The following is a 22431-nucleotide window of genomic DNA, read 5'->3' on the forward strand; positions in this document are numbered from 1 at the left end:
TGCGCGAGCGGGCGGGTTTCACCCGTCGCGGAGCGGCAATCCGGAGTGCATGGCATACAGACGAGGCTCAGGAAGCAGTACGGCCGCCCGCGCGATCGCCGTGATCGCCGACATCATGGCCTTCATCCTCATCCTGTGGATACTGATGTATCTGCTCGACGCCAACCGGGGCAACGAACTGGTCGACTTCGTCCATGACTCGGCCAACTGGCTGGCGGGCTGGTCCTACGACCTGTTCACCTTCGACGAGGCATGGGCGCGCGTCGTCGCCGGGTACGGTCTCGCCGCGGCCGTCTACCTCTTCGTCGGGCACGCGATCGCGGGCCGTGTCCGCAGCTGAGCCAGGACCCGCCCGTGTGCCCGTGGCCGGGCGGGAGGCGCGGTCACCGCGCGCAGCAGTCCGGTTCCAGCCCCCTGGGCAGCCGTTCACCACCGAAGACCGCGGTGGTCGCCTCGTCCCCTCCGAGCGCGGCCACCGCGAGCAGCAGTGATCCGGCCGTCCAGGTGGTGAGTTCCTCCGGCCATACGGCCCGCTCGCCCTCGAAGACGTACCCCGTCCAGTACAGACCGCCCTCGGCGCGCAGGTGCTGGATGGACTGGAGGATCTCCAGGGCACGGTCCGACTCCCCCGTCGCCCAGAGCGCCAGGGCCAGTTCGCAGCTCTCCCCGCCTGTGACCCAGGGGTTGGGCAGCACGCAGCGCACACCGAGGCCGGGGACCACGAAGGCGTCCCAGCTCTCCTCGATCCGCCGTGCGGCGTCGGCCCCCGTGACGGCCCCGCCGAGGACCGGGTAGTACCAGTCCATCGAGTAGCGGCTCTTGTCGAGGAAGCGTTCGGGGTGGCGGCGGATCGCGTGGCCGAGCGCCCCGGCGGCCAGCTCCCAGTCGGGCTGCGGCTCCTCGCGCTGTTCGGCCAGGGCCAGGGCGCAGCGCAGGGCCTGGTGCACGGAGGAGGAGCCGGTGAGCAGCGCGTCGGTGACGGGCGTCCCGTCGGGCTCGCGCTTCCAGCCGATCTCGCCGCCCGGCTGCTGGAGACGCAGCACGAACTCGACGGCGGCGTAGACCGTCGGCCACATGCGGTCGGCGAAGGCGTCGTCACCGGTGGCGAGGTAGTGGTGCCAGACGCCGACGGCCACGTAGGCGCAGAAGTTGGTCTCCAGCCCGAGGTCGGTCGGCCGGTCCGGGTCGCCGTCGTGGTAGGCGGCGTACCAGGAGCCGTCGCCGTTCTGGTTGCGGGCCAGCCACTCGTAGGCGCGTGCGGCGGCCTCGTGTTCGCCGGCCGCGTCCAGTGCCATGGCGGCCTCGGTGTGGTCCCACGGGTCGAGGTGGTGGCCCCGGAACCAGGGCAGCGCACCGTCCTCGCGCTGGACGGCGAGCAGCGCGCGCACCGTCTCGGCCGCCTGATCGGCCGTCAGCACGCCCGGCAGGACCAGGTGTTCGGTCTGCTCCGGCGTGCTCACGCCTCGGCCTTCGGCAGGTGCGGCTTGGTCGCGTACGCCACGAAGCTCTTGCCCACGACGGGGTTGAGGAGCTGCTCGGCGACCCGGGTGGCCAGCGGCTTCTTCATGATGTCCCAGACCAGCAGCTTGTGGTAGGCGCGCACCGGGAGCGCCTTGTCGTTGTCCACCCCGAAGGCGCACTTGAGCCACCAGTACGGGCTGTGCAGGGCGTGCGCGTGGTGGGTGCCGTAGGGCTTGAGCCCCGCCTCCCGGATCCTGCCGAGGAGTTCGTCCGCCTTGTAGATGCGGATGTGACCGCCCTCGACCTCGTGGTACGCGTCGGAGAGCGCCCAGCAGACCTTCTCGGGGCCGTAGCGGGGGACGGTGATCGCGATCCTGCCGCCGGGCTTCAGCACCCGGACCATCTCGGCGAGCACACCCTTGTCGTCGGGGATGTGCTCCATGACCTCGGAGATGATGACAACGTCGAAGGAGGCGTCCGGGAAGGGCAGGTTGAGCGCGTCGCCCTCCATCGCGGTGGCGGTCGCCCCCGCGGGGGCCTCGCCTGCCTCCTTCATCGCGGCGAACCACTTCGCGACCTCGCGGATCTCCTCGCCGTTCTGGTCGAGCGCCACCACCTGGGCACCGCGCCGGTAGCACTCGAAGGCGTGCCGGCCGGCGCCGCAGCCCAGATCGAGCACTCGGTCGCCTGCGGCGAGCGGGAAGCGGGAGAAGTCGACGGTCAGCACGCGGGCCTGCCTTCGAGGTCGGAGGTTCGGGTTCGGGGAGCCGTGGGGGCGCTCACCTGCGGGCCCCCCGCGCGGCGATCGACTGACGGTACAGCTCGACGGTGCCCAGGGCGGCCCTGGCCCAGGTGAAGTTGGCCAGCACCCGGGCGCGGCCGGCCGCCCCCAGACGCGCCCTGAGTTCGCGGTCGCCGAGGAGGCGCCCGAGCGCGGCGGCCAGCGCCCCCGCGTCGCCGGGCGGGACGGCCAGGCAGGTCTCCCCGTCGGGGCCCGCGACCTCGGGGATCGCGCCGCCGGTGGTGGCAACCAGCGGGGTCCCGGTGGCCATGGCCTCGGCGGCGGGCAGCGAGAAGCCCTCGTACAGCGAGGGCACGCAGGAGATCTGGGCACCGCGCACCAGGTCGACGAGTTCGGCGTCGCTGATGCCCTTGACGAACTCGACGGCGTCCTGGAGGCCGTAGCGCTCGATGGCCTGCGCGACCGGCCCGTCCTCGGCCCGCTTCCCCACGACCACGAGGTGCGCGGCCGGGTTCTCGGTGCGGAGCTCGGCGAGCGCCTCGACGAGGTGGACGAGGCCCTTGAGGGGGACGTCGGCGCTGGACGTGGTGACGATCCGGCCGGGTACCTCGGCGACGGAGGGGTCGGGCGACCAGAGGTCGGTGTCGGCCCCGATGTGCACGACCTGGACGCGGTCGCGGCGGACCCCGAGGTGTTCGACGATCTCCTGCTGGGAGGACCCTGACACGGTGAGGACCGACGGCAGGCGGCGGGCGACCCGCTTCTGCATGCGGGTGAAGCCGTACCACCGGCGCACGGCCAGACGCCGGCGCCTGGAGTCCGCGGCGTCCAGGTCGAGCCGGCGGTCGACGGTGATGGGGTGGTGGATCGTGGTGACCAGCGGGGCGCCGAGGTCACCCAGCAGGCCGTAGCCGAGCGTCTGGTTGTCGTGGACGACGTCGAAGTCGCCGCGCCTGGCGAGGAGATGGCGCCGGGCCCGCAGGCTGAAGGTGAGAGGTTCGGGGAAGCCGCCGGTCCACATGGTGGCGACCTCGGCCACGTCGATCCAGTCCCGGTACTCGCCGCGTCCGGGGGTGCGGAACGGGTCGGGCTGGCGGTACAGGTCGAGGCTCGGCAGCTCGGTGAGCGGGACTCCCTCGTCGAGCACCGGGTAGGGCTGGGCGCCGATCACCTCGACGCTGTGCCCCAGCCGGGCGAGCTCGCGCCCGAGGTGGCGGACGTAGACGCCCTGACCACCGCAGAACGGGTTGCCCTTGTACGTCAGGAGCGCGATGCGCAAAGGGCGGTCACCCTCGGTGTCCGCCGCGCCGCCGCCCGCGAAGGGGCCCGTCTCTATGGCCTCAGCGGTCACACTCGGCCCCCTTCTCGCTGCGGTTTCGCCGGAGCGTAGCCGGTCGCGCTAATCTAGAACAAGTTTCAGACTCGTCGGTTCAACACGCATCGAATCTACCGGCAGGTAGCGTCGGCGTGACGGCCGGATCAGGTGATTCGCGCCACGGCAGACACCCGGGCACGCTGTGCGCGCCCGGCGAAGGGTGCCCTGCCGGGCCGGGAACCGGTTCTCCCTTTGTGAATGGGGACAGATGACAGCGGAAGCCAGGCCGGCAGCGCCGCCCCTGACGGAACGCCAGGAGGCCCGGCGCCGGGGCATCCTGCGTGCCGGCGCGCGGCTCGCCGGGCGGGGTGGCTTCGAAGCCGTGCAGATGCGTGAGGTGGCGGACGCCGCCGGGGTCGCCCTGGGCACGCTCTACCGCTACTTCCCCTCCAAGGTCCATCTGCTGGTCGCGGTGATGCAGGACCAGCTCCAGCACCTGCGTCTCGCGCTCCGCAGGCGGCCGCCCACCGGTGACGACGCCGCCCAGCGGGTGGCCGAGACCCTGATGTGCGCCTTCCGCGCCCTGCAGCGCGACCCGATGCTGGCCGACGCCATGGTGCGGGCGCTGACCTTCGCCGACCGGGGGGTGAGCCCCGAGGTGGACGCCGTCTCACGGCTGACCACGGCGATCGTCCTGGACGCGATGGAGGTGGCGGAACCCACCCAGGAGCAGCTGTCCGTGGTCCGGGTCATCGAGCACACCTGGCACTCGGCGCTCATCACCTGGCTCTCCGGGCGCGAGTCCATCGCCCAGGTGAAGCGGGACATCGAGACGGTGTGCGAGCTGATCGCCCGCCCGGCTCCCCCGCGCTGACGCCTGCCCATGTGCCGTGCCCACACGGGCTCCCGGCGAGGTGAGGTGTCCTGCACCATGTCGAGCGCGCCAGGGGCCGTACGACGCGTTCGCCCCCTCGGGCAGTCACCGGCGGCCGGTGTCAGGCCGGGTCCTCGTAACCGGCACGGACCTTCGCGGGCGGTTCGCACCCGTCCTCGACCGCGGTGAGCGAGACGTCCGCCCCGGGCCCGGGGGCGGACGCGTCGTCGTAGCGGCGGGCGTACAGCTTCCAGCCCCGCTTGGCGAGGGTGCGATAGGTGACGTCGTGTCCCGAGTGACTGTCGTGTCCCGTGTGGCTGGAGATGATCTCCCAGTCGTGTTCCCGCAGCCTCGTCACCGTCGCCTCGAAGGCGCCGGCGGCGTCCGCGGCGGGCGCACGGCCCGTCCACGGCGCCATGCAGTCCCGCCAGCCGCCCTTCGGCAGTCCCGCCGGGGAGGTGTCGCCGTCCGGCAGGCCGCCCGCGCGGGCGAGGCCGGATATCTCGTCCGAGACGGCGCTCGCGGTGAGCGGGGGAAGGGGCTCGCGGGTGGCCTTCGGCAGGATCTCGTCCTCGCCCGTCAGGCCGCATCCCGCGGTCAGGGCCATGAATCCGGCCGCCATCGCGGCGACGGCCGCCGTCCTACGTCTGCGCACTGCTGTTTCCCACCCAGGTCGTTCTTCCCCACGGACCGCGCCCGTGTGCCCCGCCGGAGTCTCGCACGGGCCCTGACCTGCTGGGAAGGTCCCCCGACCGGCAGGTGCGGGCGTCCGCCCGGAGAGGGCGGTGAGCGCCCCGGTAGAGTAGGCGGTCGTCATCACGCCCGTACAGGGGGAAGCCGGTGCGAACCCGGCGCCGACCCTTCCCCGAGCGCTCGGCCCGGGTCGAGCAGGGGAAAACCCCATTCGAGAGGCCCTGCCCTTCATGTCCGTACGCCGTCGCGCGGCAGCGCTCGCGATCACTGCCGTGCTCTGTGGAGCGGCCGCCCCGGTGGCGGTCGCCGCACCGAGTCCGTCCCCCTCCGCCCCGGACCTTCCGGCCGGGCTGTACGGCACCAAGGACCCGACGTACGACGGGGTGTGGCGCCAGTCGCTGGCGTTCCTCGCCCAGAAGATCGAACTGGTGACCCCCGCCACGAAGTCGGTGGACTGGCTGGTCGGCCAGCAGTGCGACAGCGGTGCCTTCGCCGCCTACCGGGACGCCTCGAAGCCGTGCGACGCCAAGACGGTCGCGGACACCAACGCCACCGCGGCCGCGGTGCAGGCCCTGGCCGAACTCGGGGTGCACCGCGAGGTCGTGGACAACGGGGTCAGCTGGCTGAAGTCCGTGCAGAACGACGACGGCGGCTGGGGCTACAACCCGGGCAGCCCGAGCGACGCCAACTCCACCGCCGTCGTCATCGGGGCGCTCGCCAGGGCGAACGTGCCGGTCGCCGCCATCACCAAGGCCGGCGGCAGGACCCCGTACACCGCGCTGCAGTCCTTCGCCCTGCCCTGCGGCGGCGAGGACGGCGGGGCGTTCGCCTACCAGCCGGACAAGGACGGCAAGCTCACCGCGAACGCGGACGCCACGGCGGCCGCGACCCTCGGCGCGATGGGCAAGGGCATGGCCGCGGGCACCTCCAACGCGGTGAAGGACCCGGCCTGCCACAAGGGCACCGGCCTCACCTCCGAGCAGACCGCCCAGAACGGCGCCTCCTACCTCGCCAGGACGCTCGCCGCGTCCGGCCACCTGAACCTCCCCCCGATGCCGGGCGCCGAGGACTCGGACCCGCAGCCCGACTTCGGCAACACCGCCGACGCCGTCGTGGCACTGGCCGCCTCCGGACACAAGGACAAGGCGGCGGGCGCGGTCGCCTACCTGGAGAAGCACGCGCAGGGCTGGGCGAAGGAGGGCGGCCCCGCCGCCACCGCCCAGCTGGTGCTCGCTGCCCACGCGACCGGCACCGACGCCCGCGACTTCGGCGGTGTCGACCTCGTCCGCCAGCTCAACGCGACGGGCCCGGCCCCGGCCGCCACCGCCGTGCCCTCGCCGCCCGCGACGGCGCCCTCGGAGCCCAAGGAGGACGGCGAGGACGGCCAGGACGACGAGAGCCTCGGCATCTGGTGGATCATCGGCGTCGGTCTCGCCTTCGGCGCGGGCATCGGCTTCCTGCTCAGCGGACGCCGGAAGAACCAGCAGCTGTGAGGCGCCCGCTGTCCACGGCGGCCCTGCTGTTCCTCGTCGGCACCGTCCTCACCGTGCTGGGTGCGGGCGGCGCGCAGGCGGCCGGCTACCGCTACTGGTCGTTCTGGGAGGGCGACGGCGGCACGGGCTGGACGTACGCCACCCAGGGCCCCGCGGTCGTCCGGCCGGGTGACGGCACGGTCCAGGGTTTCCGCTTCTCGGTGAGCGAGGACTCCCAGGACGCGGCGAGGCCCCGTACCGCGCCGGACTTCGCCGCGGTCTGCGCGGACACCCCGGCGAAGGACGGCAGCAAGCGGATCGCGCTGGTCATCGACCCGGGTACGGCGGCGGACGCCCCGGACGGCGAGCGGCCGCCCGCGCTGCGCAGCGCCTGCGCCCGAGTCGCGCCGGACGCCTCGACGGCCGAGGCGCTCGCCTCGGTGGCGAAGCCCCTGCGGTACGACAGCGCCGCGATGCTCTGCGCGATCTCGGGCTACCCGCGGTCCGGCTGCGGTGAGCGGACCGACGTCCGCTCACCGGGTGCCGCGGAGTCCGAGCCGGCGAAGGCGTCCTCCGGCGCCGCGCCGGCGGACGGCGACGGCGGCTCGGGCGGCGGCCCGTCCGCGGGTGTGCTCACCGGTGTCGGAGCGGTGCTCGTGCTGGGTGCCGCCGCTGTGCTGCGGGCACGCCGCCGGCGATGACCGGCTCCACCGGCGCGGCCCGGCTCCGCCCTGCCCTGCGCGCGCCCGCGGCCACCCGTGCGAACGCCGTTCCGGCGGGCGCCTGGTGGCTGTGGGCGCTCGGGCTGGCGACCGCCGCGTCCCGTACGACCAACCCGCTGCTGCTGGGTCTCCTGGTGGGGGTGGCCGGCTATGTGGTGGCCGCGCGCCGCACGGACGCCCCGTGGGCCCGTTCGTACGGGGCGTTCGTCAGGCTCGGGCTGGCCGTCGTGGCCGTGCGGCTGGTGTTCTCCGCCGTCCTGGGCTCCTCCGTACCGGGTACGGACGTCCTGTTCACCCTGCCCGAGGTGCCGTTGCCGGGGTGGGCGCAGGGCGTCAGGATCGGCGGCCGGGTCACCGCGGAGCAGCTGGTCTTCGCCCTGTACGAGGGCGCGAAGCTGGCCGCTCTGCTGATCTGTGTCGGAGCGGCGAACTCGCTGGCCAACCCGGCGAGGCTGCTGAAGTCGCTGCCGGGCGCGCTGTACGAGGTGGGGGTCGCCGTGGTCGTGGCGATGACGTTCGCCCCGAACATGGTCGCCGATGTGGCCCGGCTGCGGACCGCACGCCGGCTGCGGGGCCGGTCGGCCGGCGGGGTCGGGGCGGTCCTGCGGATCGGGCTGCCGGTGCTGGAGGGCGCCCTGGAGCGTTCGGTGGCGGTGGCCGCGTCGATGGACGCGCGGGGGTACGGCCGCACCGCCCAGGTGCCGCCCGCGGTGCGACGTACCACCCATGTCCTGACGCTCGGCGGTCTGCTGGGGGTGTGCGCGGGGACCTACGGGCTGCTGGCCGCCGAGGGCGCCGTCCACGGACTGCCGTTGCTGCTGGCGGGGGTGGCGGCGGCGCTGGCCGGGCTGCGGCTCGGTGGCCGGCGCTCGGTGCGTACCCGCTACCGGCCCGACCGCTGGGACGTGCGCGCCTGGCTCGTCGCGGCCTCGGGGGCGGCCGTCGCGGCGGCGATGATCCGGGCGGGCGCCGTCGATCCGGGCGCCCTGCACCCGGGCGTCGTGCCGCTCACCGCCCCGGTACTCCCGCTGTGGCCGGCCGTCGCCGTCCTGATCGGGCTGCTGCCCGCCGTGGTGGCTCCGCTGCCCCCTTCGCCCCCGGCCTCCAAGGAGCGCGCATGATCCGGTTCGAACAGGTCTCGGTGCGGTACGAGGGTGCCTCACGGCCCACTCTGTCCGGGGTGGACCTGACGGTCCCCGAGGGCGAACTGGTTCTCGTCGTCGGCCCGTCCGGTGTCGGCAAGTCGACACTGCTGGGAGCCGTGTCGGGTCTCGTCCCGCACTTCACCGGCGGGGTGCTGGGCGGCCGGGTCACGGTCGGCGGCCGGGACACCCGCACCCACAAGCCGCGTGAACTCGCCGACCTGGTCGGCACGGTGGGCCAGGACCCGCTGGCCCACTTCGTGACGGACACCGTGGAGGACGAGCTGGCGTACGGCATGGAGTCGCTGGGCCTGGCCCCCGACGTCATGCGCCGCCGGGTGGAGGAGACCCTGGACCTGCTGGGCCTGGCCGACCTGCGGGACCGGCCGATCGCCACGCTCTCCGGTGGACAGCGGCAGCGGGTCGCCATCGGTTCCGTCCTCACCCCGCACCCCCGGGTGCTCGTCCTCGACGAACCGACGTCCGCCCTGGACCCCGCGGCGGCCGAGGACGTCCTCGCGGTGCTCCAGCGCCTCGTGCACGACCTGGGCACGACCGTGCTCATGGCCGAGCACCGGCTGGAGCGCGTCGTCCAGTACGCCGACCAGGTCCTCCTCCTGCCAGGACCGGGCGAGGCCCCCGTCATGGGACCGCCCGCCGAGATCATGGCGCTCTCCCCCGTGCGTCCGCCGGTGGTCGCCCTGGGCAGCCTGGTCGGCTGGGATCCGCTGCCGCTGTCGGTGCGTGACGCCCGGCGCCGGGCGGTGGACCTGCGGGAACGGCTGGCCGGTGTGGAGCCGCCGCCGCGCGGCGTACCGGCGGGCACCGGTGCGGTACCGCGGCCCGGCCCGGCCGCCCCGCGCCCCGGCCTCCTCGGCAGGCTGCTGGGCCGGAAGCCCGCGCCCGAGGCGCCGGTCCCGGTGGGCGTGCCCGTACGGGCCGAGGGGCTCGGGGTGCGGCACGGGCGGGTCCAGGCGCTGCGCGGGGTGTCGTTCGCCGTCGCGCCCGGTGAGACCGTCGCGCTGATGGGCCGTAACGGCGCCGGCAAGTCGACACTGCTGAACACCCTGGTCGGGATGACCGCGCCGGCCACGGGCTCGGTGCTCGTCGGCGGCCTCGAGCCTTCCCGGACCGCCCCGCGCGACATGGTGCGCCGGGTCGGACTGGTCCCCCAGGAGCCGCGCGACCTGCTGTACGCGGACACCGTCGCCGCGGAGTGCGCGGCGGCGGACACCGACGCGGGCGCGCCCGCGGGCAGCTGCCGGGCGCTGGTCTCCGAGCTGCTGCCCGGGGTGGCGGACGAGGCGCATCCGCGCGATCTCTCCGAGGGCCAGCGGCTCGCTCTCGCCCTGGCCCTGGTGCTCACGGCACGGCCCCCGCTCCTTCTCCTGGACGAGCCGACGCGGGGACTCGACTACGCGGCGAAGAGCCGGCTCGTCGGTGTCCTGCGCCGGCTGGCGGGTGCGGGGCACGCGATCGTGCTCGCCACCCACGACGTGGAGCTGGCCGCCGAACTGGCGGACCGGGTGGTGATCCTCGCCGACGGCGAGGTCGTCGCGGACGGCCCGACCGAGCAGGTCGTGGTGTCCTCCCCCGCGTTCGCCCCGCAGACGTCGAAGATCCTGGCGCCCCGTCAGTGGCTGACCGTGTCCCAGGTGCGTACGGCCCTCGGGGAGAGCACGTGAGCGCCCGGTCCCCGCGTCCGGTGCGGCTCGGCCCGCGCGCCGTGGCCGCGCTCGTCCTGATCAGCGCGGTGGGGGTGGTCGCGTTCGGCTGGCCGCTGCTGGCCGGTGCGGAATCCGGTCTCGCGCACGCGCAGGACGCGCCCTGGCTCTTCGCCCTGCTGCTCGTGCTGCTGGTCGGTGTGGTCGTGGCGACGATCGCCGACTCCGGCCTGGACGCGAAGGCCGTCGCGATGCTGGGGGTGCTCGCGGCGGTCGGCGCCGCACTGCGCCCGCTGGGTGCGGGGACGGCCGGCCTGGAGCCGATGTTCTTCCTGATGGTGCTCAGCGGCCGGGTGCTCGGTCCCGGCTTCGGTTTCGTGCTCGGCTCGCTCACGATGTTCGCCTCGGCGCTGCTCACCGGCGGTGTGGGGCCGTGGATGCCGTTCCAGATGCTGTCGATGGGCTGGTTCACCATGGGCTCCGGCCTGCTCCCTGGCCCCGAACGGCTGCGCGGCAGGGGGGAGCTGCTGATGCTGGCCGCGTACGGCTTCCTCGCGGCGTTCGCGTACGGCACGGTGATGAACCTGTACGGCTGGACGATCGTGCCGGGGCTCGGTTCCGGCATCTCCTTCGTGGCGGGCGCTCCGCTCCACGAGAACCTGGTCCGCTTCCTCGCGTACTGCACCGCGACCTCGATCGGATGGGACCTCGGCCGCGCCCTGCTCACGGTGGTCCTCACCCTGGCCGTCGGTCCTGCGCTGCTGCGCGCTCTGCGCCGGGCGACCCGCCGCGCCGCCTTCGACGCGCGGGCCGGCTTCGAGGTCCGTCAGGACTGAGCGCCCGGCGGCCGGTCCCCGGCCGCGTGCTGCGCGGCGAGCCTGACCGGGGCGTTGCACGCCCCGTACCCGTCGTATCCGCCGGTGCGCTCGACGAGCTCGAAGAAGACACGGCCGGTGGTCACCGTGTAGCAGTGGCGGAACTCCCAGGTGCTGGTGCGGGGCGGCTCCCGGGAGCCGCCCCGCACCGCGTCCGCCGGGGGCCGTCCGTGACGGCCCCCGGTCAGGCCTTGCTCCCCGCCGGTTCGGGTACGGACCCGTCCTCAGCCTCGACCTCGTCCTCGGCCTCCCGGCGCGGCTGTCCGGCATCCGCGGCGGGCGCGGCCGGCCGGAGTCCGCGCGGCCCCGCCAGTACATACGTCAGCCCGAATCCGGCGGCGACGACCGTGGCACCGCCGACCGCGTCCAGCACCCAGTGGTTGCCGGTGGCCACGATCGCGGAGACGGTGAACAGGGGGTGCAGCAGCCCCAGTACCTTCATCCACGCCTTCGGCGCGAGCAGCAGGATCACCACCCCGCACCACAGCGACCATCCGAAGTGCAGCGACGGCATCGCCGCGTACTGGTTGGTGACCGCCGTCAGCGCCCCGAAGTCGGGGCTGTCGAGGTCCTGCACCCCGTGGACGGTGTCGATGAATCCGAGGCCGGGCATCAGGCGCGGCGGGGCCAGCGGGTAGAGCCAGAAGCCGAGCAGGGCCAGGACTGTGGCGAATCCGATGGTGCTGCGGGCCCAGCGGTAGTCGGAGGGCCGGCGCACGTACAGCACGCCGAGGATCGCGAGCGGCACGATGAAGTGGAACGTCGAGTAGTAGTAGTCGAAGAAGTCCCTCAGCCAGGGGACCTTGACGACCGCGTGGTTGGCCCAGTGCTCGATGTCGATGTGCAGCCACTGTTCGGCGGCGTGGATCTGCCGCCCGTGCGCCTCGGCGGTGTCGCGCCCCGCGGTCGCCGCCAGCCGGACCTGGGCGTACGCCGAGTACACGACCCGGATGAGCAGGAGCTCCAGCAGCAGGTTGGGGCGGCTGAGCACCCGCCGCCAGAACGGCAGCAACGGCACCCGCGCGAACCGCGCCGGCACCGGCCGCGCGTAGTCGGTCGGTACGGCCGCCCCCCAGGACGGCGAGGTGCGGGACAGGAAGGGCACCGCGCAGGCCGCGGCGAGCGCCGTGACCAGCAGGACGTTGTCCCGTACGGGCAGGACCACACCGACGTTGGGCAGCAGCCACTTCCCCGGCAGGGTGAGCACCAGGACCACGACCGCCGGCCACACCAGCCGGTCCGCGGCACGTGTCCCGACGCGCCCGACGACGGCGAGCAGCACCCAGAGCAGCTGGTGCTGCCAGGCGGTGGGCGAGACGGCGACGGCGACGCAGCCGGTGACCGCGACGGCCAGGAGCAGCTGCCCGTCCCGGGCGTAGCGGACCGCGCGGCGCAGCCCGAGGACGGTGACGACGACGGCCAGGAGCAGGAAGACCACGATCTCCCAAGGCCCCTGCAGCCCGAACCGGAGCAGCGCGCCGTGCAGCGACTGGTTGGCGGTGCTCTCGGGGTTCTCCCCGAGTCCGGCGCCCGCGAGATGGTGCACCCAGTACGCCCAGGAGTCACGAGGCATCACCGCCCAGGCCAGACCGGTGCAGACGGCGAAGGTCACTCCCCCGCTCACCGCGGCCCGGCGCCTGCCGGTGAGCCCGAGGAGGACGGCGAAGAGCAGCACCGCGGGCTGGAGCGCCGCCGCGACACCGATGAGGACCCCCGGCAGCCGCTCGCCCCGTACGGCGAAGCAGGCGACCAGCACCAGCAGCACGGGGAGGACGCTCGTCTGCCCCAGGAAGAGTGTGTTGCGGACGGGCAGCGACACCATGAGCAGGGTGACGGCGGCCGGGGCCGCGAGGAAGGCGGTGCGCCTGCCCACCGGGGCGGGCAGGGCGCGGGCGGCGATGAACCCGAGGGCGACGACGAGGAGAAGCGTCCCGAAGGTCCACACGACGCCCAGGGCCTGTTCGGCGGAGACCGTCAGCGGTCTCAGCACCAGTCCGGCGAAGGGCGTCCCGGTGAACCGGCCGGGTTCGTAGAGGGACCCCGCGATGTGCAGGACTCCGGTGGCACCGGTCCAGGTCTCCAGATCGGTGAGGCGTTCACCGGGCGGGGTACGCAGCACCACCGCCACCTGCCGTACGGCCATCACGGCGACGAGCAGCCAGAGGACGGCTCTGGCCGCAGCGGCCCTCGCCCCCGGGTCCGCCGCCGCCTCGCCCCGCACACTGCGCTCCACATCTGTCACGCTGCGCCGACCCTCCCGTTTCCGTGCACTGTCCCCTCGGCCCGGGTTTGTGCGGATGTAGCCTCGCATTGCCCTATGAGGTAGACACAATCAACCCCCTCTTCGCCTGACTGTCACCACCGATTTGCCGAAAGAATGCCCGAATACCACTCGCCGGCCCGCACCTGCCCGGACGTCGGTCCTCGTGTCCCGGCACGGCCGTCCGCCGTTCGGAGCGGGCACCCCGCCTCCGGGATATCCGTTCGTCATCCGTCCGCACGGCGGCCAGAATGGCCCGATGACCTGGACCGTGACCCCCGAACCCGTCGGCGGGCACGTGGCCGCGCTGCTGCGACGCGACTACTACGGCGAGATCGCCGGCCGCTACTGGGGCCGTCCCGCGACCGCCGCCGAGATCGACGAGGGTCTCCGGGACGACGGCGCGGAACGCCTGGCCTCGCCGACCGGTGAGTTCCTCGTGGGCCGTTACGCGGGCCGCCCGGGGGGCTGCGCGGGCCTGCGGCTGGTGGACGGGGCGACGGCCGAGCTGACCCGGGTCTACGTCCGTCCGGAGTTCCGCGGATCGGGCGGCGGCGGGTTGCTGCTGGCCGGCGTCGAGCGCGCGGCGCGCGCCCACGGGGTCCGGCGGATCCGGCTGGACACCCGGTCCGATCTGGTGGAGGCCCGCGGGCTGTACGCGAAGCACGGGTACCGCGAGGTCCGGGCGTTCAACCAGGACACCTACGCCCAGCACTGGCTCGCCAAGGAGTTGTGAGAGCGGCCGGGACGGCCTCGCCCCGTCCTCGCGGCCCGGGGCCCGGTCGGCCGCCCGGTTCCCGAGGGGCGCGGACGGCCCGGCGGGGTGGACGCCCCGGCCCGGTCAGCCGGCCGAGTGGTCCCGGCGGGGTTCGGGCATGTGGGGCCGCTCCCTGCTCGATCCGCTGACCTCGGCGGACAGCTCGGTCACCAGCCTGACCAGGTCGGTCGGCCGGTCCGGCCCCCACCAGTCGCCGAGCAGTTCGGCCAGGGACTCCTCCCGGGCCGCGGAGAGCCGGACGACGGCCTCGGCGCCTGGTTCGGTGAGCACCAGTTGCATGCCCTCCCGCCTCGCGAGGCCGCGTTCCTCCACCTGCCGGGCCGCCGAGGTGATCACCCTCAGCGGTACGGGCGCGACCTCCGCCAGCCTGCCGGGCTCGACGGTGCCGTGCCGTTTGATGCGCAGCAGCAGCCAGCTGGCAGCGGGTTGCAGGTCGTACCCGGCCCTCGCGGTGATCTTCTCGTAGATCTCCCGGCGCCCCTCGCGGGTGGCGAGCACGGACAGGGCGCGGGCGCATTCGTCGTACGAGGAGCGCTGGACCGGGTTGGAGGCGAGGGTCTCGCTGGTGTCGGGCGCGGTCACCGAGCCGCGCAGCGGTTCCTCCTTCAGGAACCAGGCCAGGACGAAGGCGAGGACCACGACGGGCGCGGCGTAGAGGAAGACGTCGGTGATCGAGGTGGAGTACGCGCTCAGCACCGAGGGGCGCAGGTCCGCCGGGAGGCGGCCGATGGCCCGCGGGTCGGCGGCCAGCGCGTCGGCGTCCACGCCGGGCGGGAGCGCCCGGCCGCTGAGCGCCTCCCCGAGCTTCCCGGTCAGCCGGTTGGTGAAGATCGTGCCGAAGACGGCGACGCCGAACGAGGCGCCGATGGACCGGAAGAAGGTGGCGCCGGAGGTGGCGACGCCCAGGTCCTCGTAGCCGACGGAGTTCTGCACGATCAGGACGAGCACCTGCATCACCAGGCCGAGGCCCGCGCCGAAGACGAAGAAGCAGAGGCTCATCGTCCAGGTGGAGCTGGTCTCGGAGAGTGTGTGGAGCAGCAGGAGGCCGATCACGGTGACGGCGGTGCCGGCGATCGGGAACACCTTCCAGCGGCCGGTGCGGCTGACGATCTGGCCGGAGGCCGTGGAGGTGATCAGCAGGCCGAAGACCATCGGCAGCATGTGGACGCCGGACATCGTCGGGGTGATGCCGTGCACGACCTGGAGGAAGGTCGGCAGGTAGGTCATGGCGCCGAACATGGCGAACCCGATGACGAAGCTGATGACCGCGACGAGGGCGAACGTCCGCATCCGGAACAGCTTGAGCGGCAGCACCGGCTCAGCCGCCCTGCGTTCGGCCGCGACGAATCCGGCGAGCAGCACGACGGCCAGCACCGCCAGGACGATGATCTGCGGCGAGCTCCAGGACCAGGTGGTGCCGCCGAGCGAGGCGATGAGGACCAGGCAGGTGGCGACCGAGGCGATGAGGAAGGTGCCCAGGTAGTCGATGGTGTGCTTGGTGCGGCGGACCGGGATGTGCAGTGCGGCGGCGATGACCAGCAGCGCGACGACGCCGATGGGCAGGTTGATGTAGAAGACCCAGCGCCAGCTGAGGTGCTCGGTGAAGAAGCCCCCGAGCAGCGGGCCCAGGACGCTGGTGACACCGAAGACGGCACCGAAGAGACCCTGGTACTTGCCTCGCTCGCGCGGGGAGACGATGTCGCCGACGATGGCCATCGACAGCACCATCAGCCCTCCGCCTCCGAGTCCCTGGAGGGCGCGGAAGCCGATGAGCTGCGGCATGTTCTGGGCCATGCCGCAGAGCGCGGACCCGATGAGGAAGATGACGATGGCCGTCTGGAAGAGCTTCTTGCGCCCGTACTGGTCGCCGAGCTTGCCCCAGAGCGGGGTGGCCGCGGTGGCGGCCAGCATGTAGGCGGTGACCACCCATGACAGATGGTCGAGGCCGCCGAGCTCGCTCACGATCGTGGGCAGAGCGGTGGAGACGATGGTCTGGTCGAGTGCGGCGAGCAGCATTCCGAGGAGCAGCGCCCCGATGGGCACCAGGACGTTCCGCCCGGACCGCGCCGCTCCCGCAGGCAGGGGTGGCGGGCTCATCTGCTGGGCCATGGACATCTCCTCGGGTCCGCTTGACCCCATCCTGGCCGCTGTGTGCCGTTATGGCCTGCCGAGCGGCGGTACGGGCGCGGTACCGCTCCGTGGCTGCTGCATAATCGCTGGCAGTTCAAAGGGGAGGGGAACCCACGATGACCGGACATATATGCCCGGAGTGCGGCGGCGAGCGGGACGCGAGACCCGGGGCGGTGTGTGCCTGCGGGGCCGGCGCGGACGCGAGACCCGGACGCGACGCCCGTACGGCGGAGATGGCGGCCGCGGAGGACTTCGACCCGTTGAGGATCCGGCCGTACGTGAGGCTGGACGGCGAGAGCCCGGACGACGGCGGCGTCCCGGGCGCCGCGGCCACGACGATGCCGCTCTTCCTGGACGGGGTGCGGGACGGGGCCGCGCGGCCGGACACCTCGGCCGCGGCCGACGAGACCCGCCGGCGCTCGGCGGCGGCGTACGCCGGAGGTGGGTCCGACCCCGTGCGGCCGCGGCGGCGGCGACCGTTCGCCGCCCTCGCGGTGGGCGCCGCCGTGGTCGCGGTGGTGGGCACGGCGGCCTTCGCGAGCGGCATGTTCGGCGACGAGGACGAGCACGGGACGGCGCTGCCGGAGTTCACGACGAGCGTGCCGGACGCGGACGACGGGCCCGCCGCATCGGTGTCGCAGTCCCCGTCGGCCTCCGCCTCCACCTCGCCGTCCCGGACCGCCCAGGCCTCTCCGTCGGCGTCCCCGACGCCCTCGGAGAGTCCGTCGGCGTCGCCCTCCGCCTCGGTTTCCCCGACGGTGTCCGCCTCCCCGTCCGTGACGGCGGAGCCCACCACGGCGTCCCCGTCGGCCGCGCCGCCGGTCGAGGGACTGGCGACGAACACGCTGCGACGCGGGGACCGCGGGGCGGAGGTGTCCGAGCTCCAGCGCAGACTGCAGGAGATCTGGGTGTACCGCGGCCCGGAGAGCGGCACGTACTCGGAGCAGGTGGAGCAGTCCGTCGCGGAGTACCAGCGGTGGGTGTCGGTGCGGAGTGACGCGCCGGGTGTCTACGGTCCGGAGACCCGGCGCGCCCTGGAGGCGCAGACGACCGGGCAGGGGCGCCGGGGCTGAACCGGCGGGAGCGGTTCGCGGCGGGGGCCGATGCGCCCCGCCGCGCGGATTGGCGTTTCACCGCCCCTTTTTGTATCGTGGAGGAACAAAGTAGCCTCCGCTCGTTCTCCCTGACCGGCGGGCGGGGCTACTTGTTTTTTCTTCACCCGCAGCCGCGAGCTGTTTCCCCCCGCGTTCTGGAGCATGCCCATGTCGGCCAACGTCCTCGAAGCCCGCGCCCTCCTGCTGGACATGGACGGGACCCTGGTCAACTCGGACGCCGTGGTGGAGCGCTGCTGGCGCCGCTGGGCGCTCGCACAGGGGCTCGACCCCGAGGAGGCGCTCAAGGTCGTCCACGGCCGCCAGGGCTACGCCACGATGGCCGCGCTGCTCCCGGACCGCCCCATGGAGCAGAACTACGCGGAGAACCGGATCATGCTCGCCGAGGAGACCGCCGACACCGAGGGCGTCGTGCCGATCGACGGCGCGCCCGCCTTCATGGCGTCGATCGCCGCGCTCCCGCACGCGCTCGTGACCTCGGCGGACTCCTCGCTCGCCCGGGCCCGGATGACGGCCGCCGACCTGCCCATGCCGCAGACCCGGGTCACGGCCGAGATGGTGGGCGCCAGCAAGCCCGACCCCGAGGGCTTCCTCAAGGGCGCGGCGGACCTGGGCTTCGCCCCCGCCGACTGCGTGGTGTTCGAGGACTCGGAGGCCGGGATCGCGGCCGGCCGGGCGGCGGGCATGCGCGTCGTGGGCGTCGGCCCGCGCGCGGCGGCCCTCTCCCCCGACGCCCATGTGCACGACCTGACGCAGCTCCGCGTGGAGACCGCCGCCGACGGCTCGATCCGCCTGCACATCGACGCCCGGTAGGACCGGCCGCCGAGGCTCCGGCCGGCGCGCACCCCGCACCGTCCGGTCGGCCCCGCCCCGCACACCGTCGGGCGCCCGGCACCTGACACACCGCCCACCGGCCGGACCCCTCCGCCCGCGGGCCCCAGGCGGGTCCCGCCCCGGCGGGTCCGCCGCCGGCCCCGTCCCGGCGTGAGGGGCCCGGGTTCAGTCCCGGTGCATCCGCCCCCGCGCGACCAGTTCCAGGACGAGCGCGACCGCGGCGGCCTGGACCGCCATCAGGGCCACCAGGACGAACAGCTGGACGGCGCCGGCCTCGACCGGTGACGCGCCGCCCAGCAGCATCCCGACGAAGGCCCCGGGCAAGGTCACGAGTCCGACCGTCCTCGTCTGGTCCAGCCCCGGGAGCAGCGCGTCCGAGGCGACGGGGCGGGCGATCTCCAGCCTGGCGTCCCGGTCGGTCAGTCCGAGGGCCAGCCCCGCCTCCACCTCCCCCCGCCGCGTGCCGAGTTCGTCGAGTGCGCGCCGCCCGCCGAGCACGGTCGCGGTGAGCGCGCCCCCGATGAGGATGCCGGTCACCGGGATGACCGCGATGCCCCGCACCGGCAGCAGCCCCGTCAGCAGCAGCATCGCGACCACCGGCACGACCCCCGCCCCGATCGGCAGCGCGGCCCACCACCAGGTGCCGTTGGGGGTGACGCGGCGTCCCGCCGTACGCACCGCGACCGCGAACATCAGCCCCAGGAAGGCCGACAGCGCCCCCAGGTGGTGGACCACCCAGCCGATGAGCAGTGAGACGGCGGCCAGTTGGACCGCCGCGCGCAGCCCGGCCACGGCGATCTCGCGGAACCTGCCCAGCGACGCCCAGGCGGCGACCGCGACGGCGAGGACCAGGAGTACGGCGAGTACGACGCCGAGCGCGGGACCGACGGGAAGCAGCACCCCCCGAACCCTAGGGGGTGCCGACGCAGTGGCTCCGTCCGCCCGTGGGGGCGGGTCGGCGGGATCTGGCGCGTGTGCGGGCAGCGCCCCGGGGCGCCCTACCGGGCACCTGCGGGCGGCGCCCCGGGGCGCCCTTGCGGCACGCCCCTGCCCGACGTCCCGTCAGGGGCCGTACTCGAACGGACTTCGGACGGGACGTCAGAGCTATTGTCCTACCTCTTGATGTGACGTGCGCATGTCGCCACGCTGTTACCTGGCGACCACCCCACCGAAACCAGGCGCCGCCACGCTGGCCTGGCCCGAAGGCCGCCGCTCGACACCCCCACACAAGGGAGCTCGCATGTCCGGTATCTACGCGCGTCGCATAGCCGTCGTCGCCGCTTCCGCGGCGCTCGCCGCCACGACGGGGCTGCTCACGGCCCCCACCGCCCAGGCCGCGATGCCCACTCCGATCGCCGCCTCGACCGCACGCTCGTACCTGAGTCAGCTCACCGTGGCCGCCGAGGGCTCCTCCTCCGGCTACAGCAGGGACAAGTTCCCGCACTGGATCACCCAGTCGGGCAGCTGCGACACCCGCGAAGTGGTGCTGAAGCGTGACGGCACCGGGGTGGCCCAGAACTCCTCCTGCTCCGCCACCTCCGGAAGCTGGTACTCGCAGTACGACGGCGCCACCTGGAGCGCCGCCTCCGACCTCGACATCGACCACATGGTCCCGCTCGCCGAGGCGTGGCGTTCGGGGGCGAGCAGCTGGTCCACCGCCCAGCGCCAGTCCTTCGCCAACGACCTGACCCGGCCTCAGCTCATCGCGGTCACCGACAACGTCAACCAGTCCAAGGGCGACCAGGACCCCGCCGAGTGGCTGCCCTCGCGCACCGCCTACCGCTGCACCTACGCCCGCGCCTGGGTGCACGTGAAGCACTACTACGGACTGAAGGTCGACTCCGCCGAGAAGAGCGCCCTGCAGTCCGTGCTGAACGGCTGCTGACCCGCCCCCTCCCGGTCACGGCCGTACCGCCCTGCCCTCCTCCGCCGCCGTTCCGTACCCTTCGGAGCCATCGGTCACGGCGACGCGAGGAGGGCACACATGGCCGGGCTACGCCTGGGACCTTTGCTGAGGTACGTCGACTGGGAGTCCGGCTCCCGGGCGACCGTCTGGGTCGAGGCGACCAGACCCTGCACGGCGGAGGTCCGCTGCGCGGACGGAGCCGGCGGCACCTCCCCCACCTTCGCCGTCGAGGGACACCACTACGCCCTCGTGGTCGTGACCGGCCTCACGCCGGGCACGACCACGGCCTACGAGGTCCTGCTCGACGGCCGCCGCGTCTGGCCGGCCGAGGACTCCCCGTACCCGCCGAGCACCATCTCCGCCCCCGCGCCGGAGCGCGCCGGCGCGGATCCGGTGCGGGTCGCCTTCGGCTCGTGCCGGTGGGCGGCCCCGCCAGGCCGCGGATACGGCGCCCCGCTGGACTCCCGGCCGCTCCCCGGCGGTTCGGACCCCATCGGCCCCGACGCGCTCGACACCCTCGCGGTCCGCCTCGCGGCCGACCCCGGCGCCGCCCGCCCCGACGTCCTCCTGCTGCTGGGCGACCAGGTGTACGCGGACGAGACCTCGCAGGCCACGCGGAGGCGGCTGGCCGCCCGCCGCGACCTGAAGGAGGCACCGGGCGCCGAGGTCGCGGACTACGAGGAGTACACCCACCTCTACGACGAGTCGTGGCGCGACCCGGACGTGCGCTGGCTGCTCTCCACGGTGCCCAGCTGCATGATCTTCGACGACCACGACGTCGTCGACGACTGGAACACCAGCGAGGCCTGGCTCCGGGACATGCGGGGCACGCCCTGGTGGCACGAGCGGATCGTCAGCGGGCTCATGTCGTACTGGGTCTACCAGCACCTGGGGAACCTCTCCCCGGAAGCCCTGGAGGCCGACCCGGTCTACGCGGCGGTCCACGCGGACCCGGACGGCACGGAGGCGCTGCGCGTCCACGCGGCCGAGGTGGACGCCGATCCGGCGCGGGCCCGGTGGAGCTACCGGCGCGTTTTCGGCCGAACCCGGCTGCTGATGGTGGACTCCCGGGCGGCCCGCGTCCTGGACGAGCACCGGCGGTCGATGCTCCGCGAGGAGGAGGAGCGGTGGCTGCGCGAGGAGGTCCTGTCCGACCCCGGCGCGTACGACCATCTGCTGATCGGCACGTCGCTCCCCTGGCTGCTGCCGCCCCTGATACACGAGGCGGAGAGCTGGAACGCCGCACTCTGCCGGGGCGAGCGGGGGAAGCGCTGGGCGCGCATCGGGGAGAAGGTGCGCCGGGCCGGTGACCTGGAACATTGGGCCGCCTTCCCGGATTCCTTCCAGCGCCTGTCGGAGCTGCTGAGGGAGACGGGGTCCGCTTCCGGGGCACCTGCGACCATCTGCGTCCTTTCCGGCGATGTGCACCACGCCTACATCGCCGAGCCGCGGTGGACCGATTCCGCCCCCGAGGCGACTCCCGCCTCACGCATCCTTCAGCTGACCTGCTCCCCCGTCCACAACTCCGTCCCCGCATACCTGCGCGCGGGCTTCCGGTTCGGCTGGAGCCGGGCGGGCAGGCGCCTCGGTCGCGCGCTGGCGCTCCACGGGCGTACGGCACCCATCGGAATGCGCTGGCGCAAGGAGGGCGGACCCTGGTTCGGCAATCAGCTCATGACCCTCACACTCACTGGCCGAAAAGCAGCGCTGACATTGGTTCAGGCCAAGGACGGACCTACGGGGGCACAGCTCGAGACCGTCCTGGAGCGCCCGCTCACCTCGAACCGGTGATCGATTTTCAGCCACTCCACAGACTGTTGAACTTGCAAGCATAAGTGAGGTGAACCTAACCTGTGGGGCCCCGATCGGTTCTCGTCCCCAGACCGAAGGAGCCCCACCTCCATGTCGACGCGCCTGAATCACGCACAGCCCTACGCACTCGGACTCTTCCGGGCCGTGCTCGGCTTCCTCTTCGCATGCCACGGCGCCGCCGCCCTCTTCGGGGTCCTCGGCGGCTCCATGGGCGGCGGCACCGTACCCGCCGGCACCTGGCCCGGCTGGTACGCGGCCGTCATCCAGCTCGTCGGCGGCACCCTGGTCGCACTCGGCCTCGGCACCCGCATCGCATCGCTCGTCTGCTCGGGTTCCATGGCGTACGCGTACTTCAAGGTGCACCAGCCCGAGTCCCTGTTCCCCCTGCAGAACGGCGGCGAGGCCTCGGCGGTCTTCTGCTGGGCCTTCCTGCTCCTCGTCTTCACGGGCTCCGGCGCCCTCGCGCTGGACCGCCTTCTCCCCTCCCGCGCGGGCACGCCGCGCGAGAGCGAGCCCGCCCCCGAGAAGGCCCGTACCGTCTCGGCCTGACCGGCGTACCGCACCGGCGGCCCCGGCCCCCTCCACCCCGAGGGCGCCGGGGCCGCTCGCGCGGGGAGGCGCGCACCGTTCGCACGGGGA

General features: G+C 73.6%; 21 protein-coding genes. 13 read left to right on the plus strand and 8 right to left on the minus strand.

All coding sequences use genetic code 11. The features are described from left to right. Window positions 1-49: 49 nt before the first annotated feature. Complete coding sequence (locus ACFXOA_RS11940; RefSeq protein WP_362543906.1) at window positions 50-340, plus strand: hypothetical protein; 291 nt, start codon at window positions 50-52, stop codon at window positions 338-340. 43 nt (window positions 341-383) lie between these two features. On the opposite strand, the gene ACFXOA_RS11945 is transcribed toward ACFXOA_RS11940, so the two are convergent. Genes ACFXOA_RS11945 through ACFXOA_RS11955 form a run of 3 tightly spaced genes read right to left on the minus strand, consistent with a single transcriptional unit; the run spans window position 384 to window position 3554 of the window. Next, on the minus strand, window positions 384-1460 hold the full coding sequence (locus tag ACFXOA_RS11945) for a prenyltransferase (protein WP_385025419.1): 1077 nt from the start codon (window positions 1458-1460) through the stop codon (window positions 384-386). Further along, window positions 1457-2188: a class I SAM-dependent methyltransferase gene (locus tag ACFXOA_RS11950; RefSeq protein WP_385025423.1), complete on the minus strand. Its 732-nt coding sequence runs from the start codon at window positions 2186-2188 to the stop codon at window positions 1457-1459. The genes ACFXOA_RS11945 and ACFXOA_RS11950 overlap by 4 nt, the downstream gene beginning before the upstream one ends. A gap of 52 nt (window positions 2189-2240) precedes the next feature. Then, window positions 2241-3554 carry a glycosyltransferase family 4 protein gene (locus ACFXOA_RS11955; RefSeq protein ID WP_385025426.1) on the minus strand — a complete coding sequence of 438 codons (1314 nt, stop codon included), beginning with the start codon at window positions 3552-3554 and terminating at the stop codon, window positions 2241-2243. 232 nt (window positions 3555-3786) lie between these two features. Here ACFXOA_RS11955 and ACFXOA_RS11960 point away from each other — a divergent pair, with 232 nt between their 5' ends. After that, the gene (locus ACFXOA_RS11960) at window positions 3787-4392 is read left to right on the plus strand and encodes a TetR family transcriptional regulator (RefSeq protein WP_385025429.1); all 606 of its coding nucleotides are present in this window, start codon (window positions 3787-3789) and stop codon (window positions 4390-4392) included. A gap of 121 nt (window positions 4393-4513) precedes the next feature. Here the strand turns inward: ACFXOA_RS11960 and ACFXOA_RS11965 are convergent, their stop codons facing one another. Next, window positions 4514-5047, minus strand: a complete 534-nt coding sequence (locus ACFXOA_RS11965; protein WP_385025432.1) for a hypothetical protein — start codon at window positions 5045-5047, stop codon at window positions 4514-4516. A gap of 268 nt (window positions 5048-5315) precedes the next feature. Here ACFXOA_RS11965 and ACFXOA_RS11970 point away from each other — a divergent pair, with 268 nt between their 5' ends. The 5 genes from ACFXOA_RS11970 to ACFXOA_RS11990 are packed head-to-tail and all read left to right on the plus strand — an operon-like array spanning window position 5316 to window position 10921. Beyond that, window positions 5316-6578 (plus strand): prenyltransferase/squalene oxidase repeat-containing protein, encoded by a 1263-nt coding sequence (locus ACFXOA_RS11970; RefSeq protein WP_385025434.1) that lies wholly within the window; start codon window positions 5316-5318, stop codon window positions 6576-6578. After that, window positions 6575-7258 carry an SCO2322 family protein gene (locus tag ACFXOA_RS11975; protein ID WP_385025437.1) on the plus strand — a complete coding sequence of 228 codons (684 nt, stop codon included), beginning with the start codon at window positions 6575-6577 and terminating at the stop codon, window positions 7256-7258. The genes ACFXOA_RS11970 and ACFXOA_RS11975 overlap by 4 nt, the downstream gene beginning before the upstream one ends. Then, window positions 7255-8400, plus strand: coding sequence for an energy-coupling factor transporter transmembrane protein EcfT (locus ACFXOA_RS11980; protein WP_385025440.1), 1146 nt, complete (start codon window positions 7255-7257; stop codon window positions 8398-8400). The genes ACFXOA_RS11975 and ACFXOA_RS11980 overlap by 4 nt, the downstream gene beginning before the upstream one ends. Beyond that, the gene (locus tag ACFXOA_RS11985; RefSeq protein WP_385025443.1) at window positions 8397-10106 is read left to right on the plus strand and encodes an ABC transporter ATP-binding protein; all 1710 of its coding nucleotides are present in this window, start codon (window positions 8397-8399) and stop codon (window positions 10104-10106) included. The genes ACFXOA_RS11980 and ACFXOA_RS11985 overlap by 4 nt, the downstream gene beginning before the upstream one ends. Next, the gene (locus ACFXOA_RS11990; protein WP_385025446.1) at window positions 10103-10921 is read left to right on the plus strand and encodes an ECF transporter S component; all 819 of its coding nucleotides are present in this window, start codon (window positions 10103-10105) and stop codon (window positions 10919-10921) included. Before ACFXOA_RS11985 ends, ACFXOA_RS11990 begins: the two co-directional genes overlap by 4 nt. Here the strand turns inward: ACFXOA_RS11990 and ACFXOA_RS11995 are convergent. Next, a complete protein-coding gene (locus tag ACFXOA_RS11995; protein ID WP_385025553.1) occupies window positions 10912-11109 on the minus strand; it encodes a hypothetical protein in 198 nt (65 codons plus the stop codon). The two genes, ACFXOA_RS11990 and ACFXOA_RS11995, sit on opposite strands and share 10 nt — an antisense overlap. Window positions 11110-11144: 35 nt before the next feature. Next, window positions 11145-13202, minus strand: coding sequence for a bifunctional glycosyltransferase 87/phosphatase PAP2 family protein (locus ACFXOA_RS12000; RefSeq protein ID WP_385025449.1), 2058 nt, complete (start codon window positions 13200-13202; stop codon window positions 11145-11147). Window positions 13203-13479: 277 nt separating this feature from the next. Here ACFXOA_RS12000 and ACFXOA_RS12005 point away from each other — a divergent pair, with 277 nt between their 5' ends. Next, window positions 13480-13956 (plus strand): GNAT family N-acetyltransferase, encoded by a 477-nt coding sequence (locus tag ACFXOA_RS12005; RefSeq protein ID WP_385025452.1) that lies wholly within the window; start codon window positions 13480-13482, stop codon window positions 13954-13956. Window positions 13957-14061: 105 nt separating this feature from the next. Here the strand turns inward: ACFXOA_RS12005 and ACFXOA_RS12010 are convergent, their stop codons facing one another. Beyond that, window positions 14062-16107 carry a DHA2 family efflux MFS transporter permease subunit gene (locus ACFXOA_RS12010; RefSeq protein ID WP_385025455.1) on the minus strand — a complete coding sequence of 682 codons (2046 nt, stop codon included), beginning with the start codon at window positions 16105-16107 and terminating at the stop codon, window positions 14062-14064. Between the two features lie 137 nt (window positions 16108-16244). Here ACFXOA_RS12010 and ACFXOA_RS12015 point away from each other — a divergent pair, with 137 nt between their 5' ends. After that, entirely contained in the window at window positions 16245-17201 is a 957-nt protein-coding gene (locus tag ACFXOA_RS12015; protein ID WP_385025458.1) for a peptidoglycan-binding protein, read from the plus strand. Between the two features lie 189 nt (window positions 17202-17390). Next, window positions 17391-18053 carry an HAD-IA family hydrolase gene (locus ACFXOA_RS12020; RefSeq protein ID WP_385025461.1) on the plus strand — a complete coding sequence of 221 codons (663 nt, stop codon included), beginning with the start codon at window positions 17391-17393 and terminating at the stop codon, window positions 18051-18053. Between the two features lie 186 nt (window positions 18054-18239). Here ACFXOA_RS12020 and ACFXOA_RS12025 read toward each other — a convergent pair whose 3' ends face one another. After that, a complete protein-coding gene (locus ACFXOA_RS12025; protein WP_385025464.1) occupies window positions 18240-18974 on the minus strand; it encodes an ABC transporter permease in 735 nt (244 codons plus the stop codon). Window positions 18975-19314: 340 nt separating this feature from the next. On the opposite strand from ACFXOA_RS12025, the gene ACFXOA_RS12030 reads away from it, so the two are divergent. The 3 genes from ACFXOA_RS12030 (at window position 19315) to ACFXOA_RS12040 (ending at window position 22341) form a co-directional block, all read left to right on the plus strand. Further along, window positions 19315-19959 carry an HNH endonuclease family protein gene (locus tag ACFXOA_RS12030; protein ID WP_385025467.1) on the plus strand — a complete coding sequence of 215 codons (645 nt, stop codon included), beginning with the start codon at window positions 19315-19317 and terminating at the stop codon, window positions 19957-19959. Window positions 19960-20058: 99 nt separating this feature from the next. Then, complete coding sequence (locus ACFXOA_RS12035; protein WP_385025469.1) at window positions 20059-21771, plus strand: alkaline phosphatase D family protein; 1713 nt, start codon at window positions 20059-20061, stop codon at window positions 21769-21771. Window positions 21772-21882: 111 nt separating this feature from the next. Next, entirely contained in the window at window positions 21883-22341 is a 459-nt protein-coding gene (locus tag ACFXOA_RS12040) for a DoxX family protein (RefSeq protein WP_385025472.1), read from the plus strand. Window positions 22342-22431: the final 90 nt, after the last annotated feature.

Origin of the sequence: Streptomyces sp. NPDC059166 (assembly GCF_042755185.1) — a bacterium.
GTDB lineage: Bacteria > Actinomycetota > Actinomycetes > Streptomycetales > Streptomycetaceae > Streptomyces.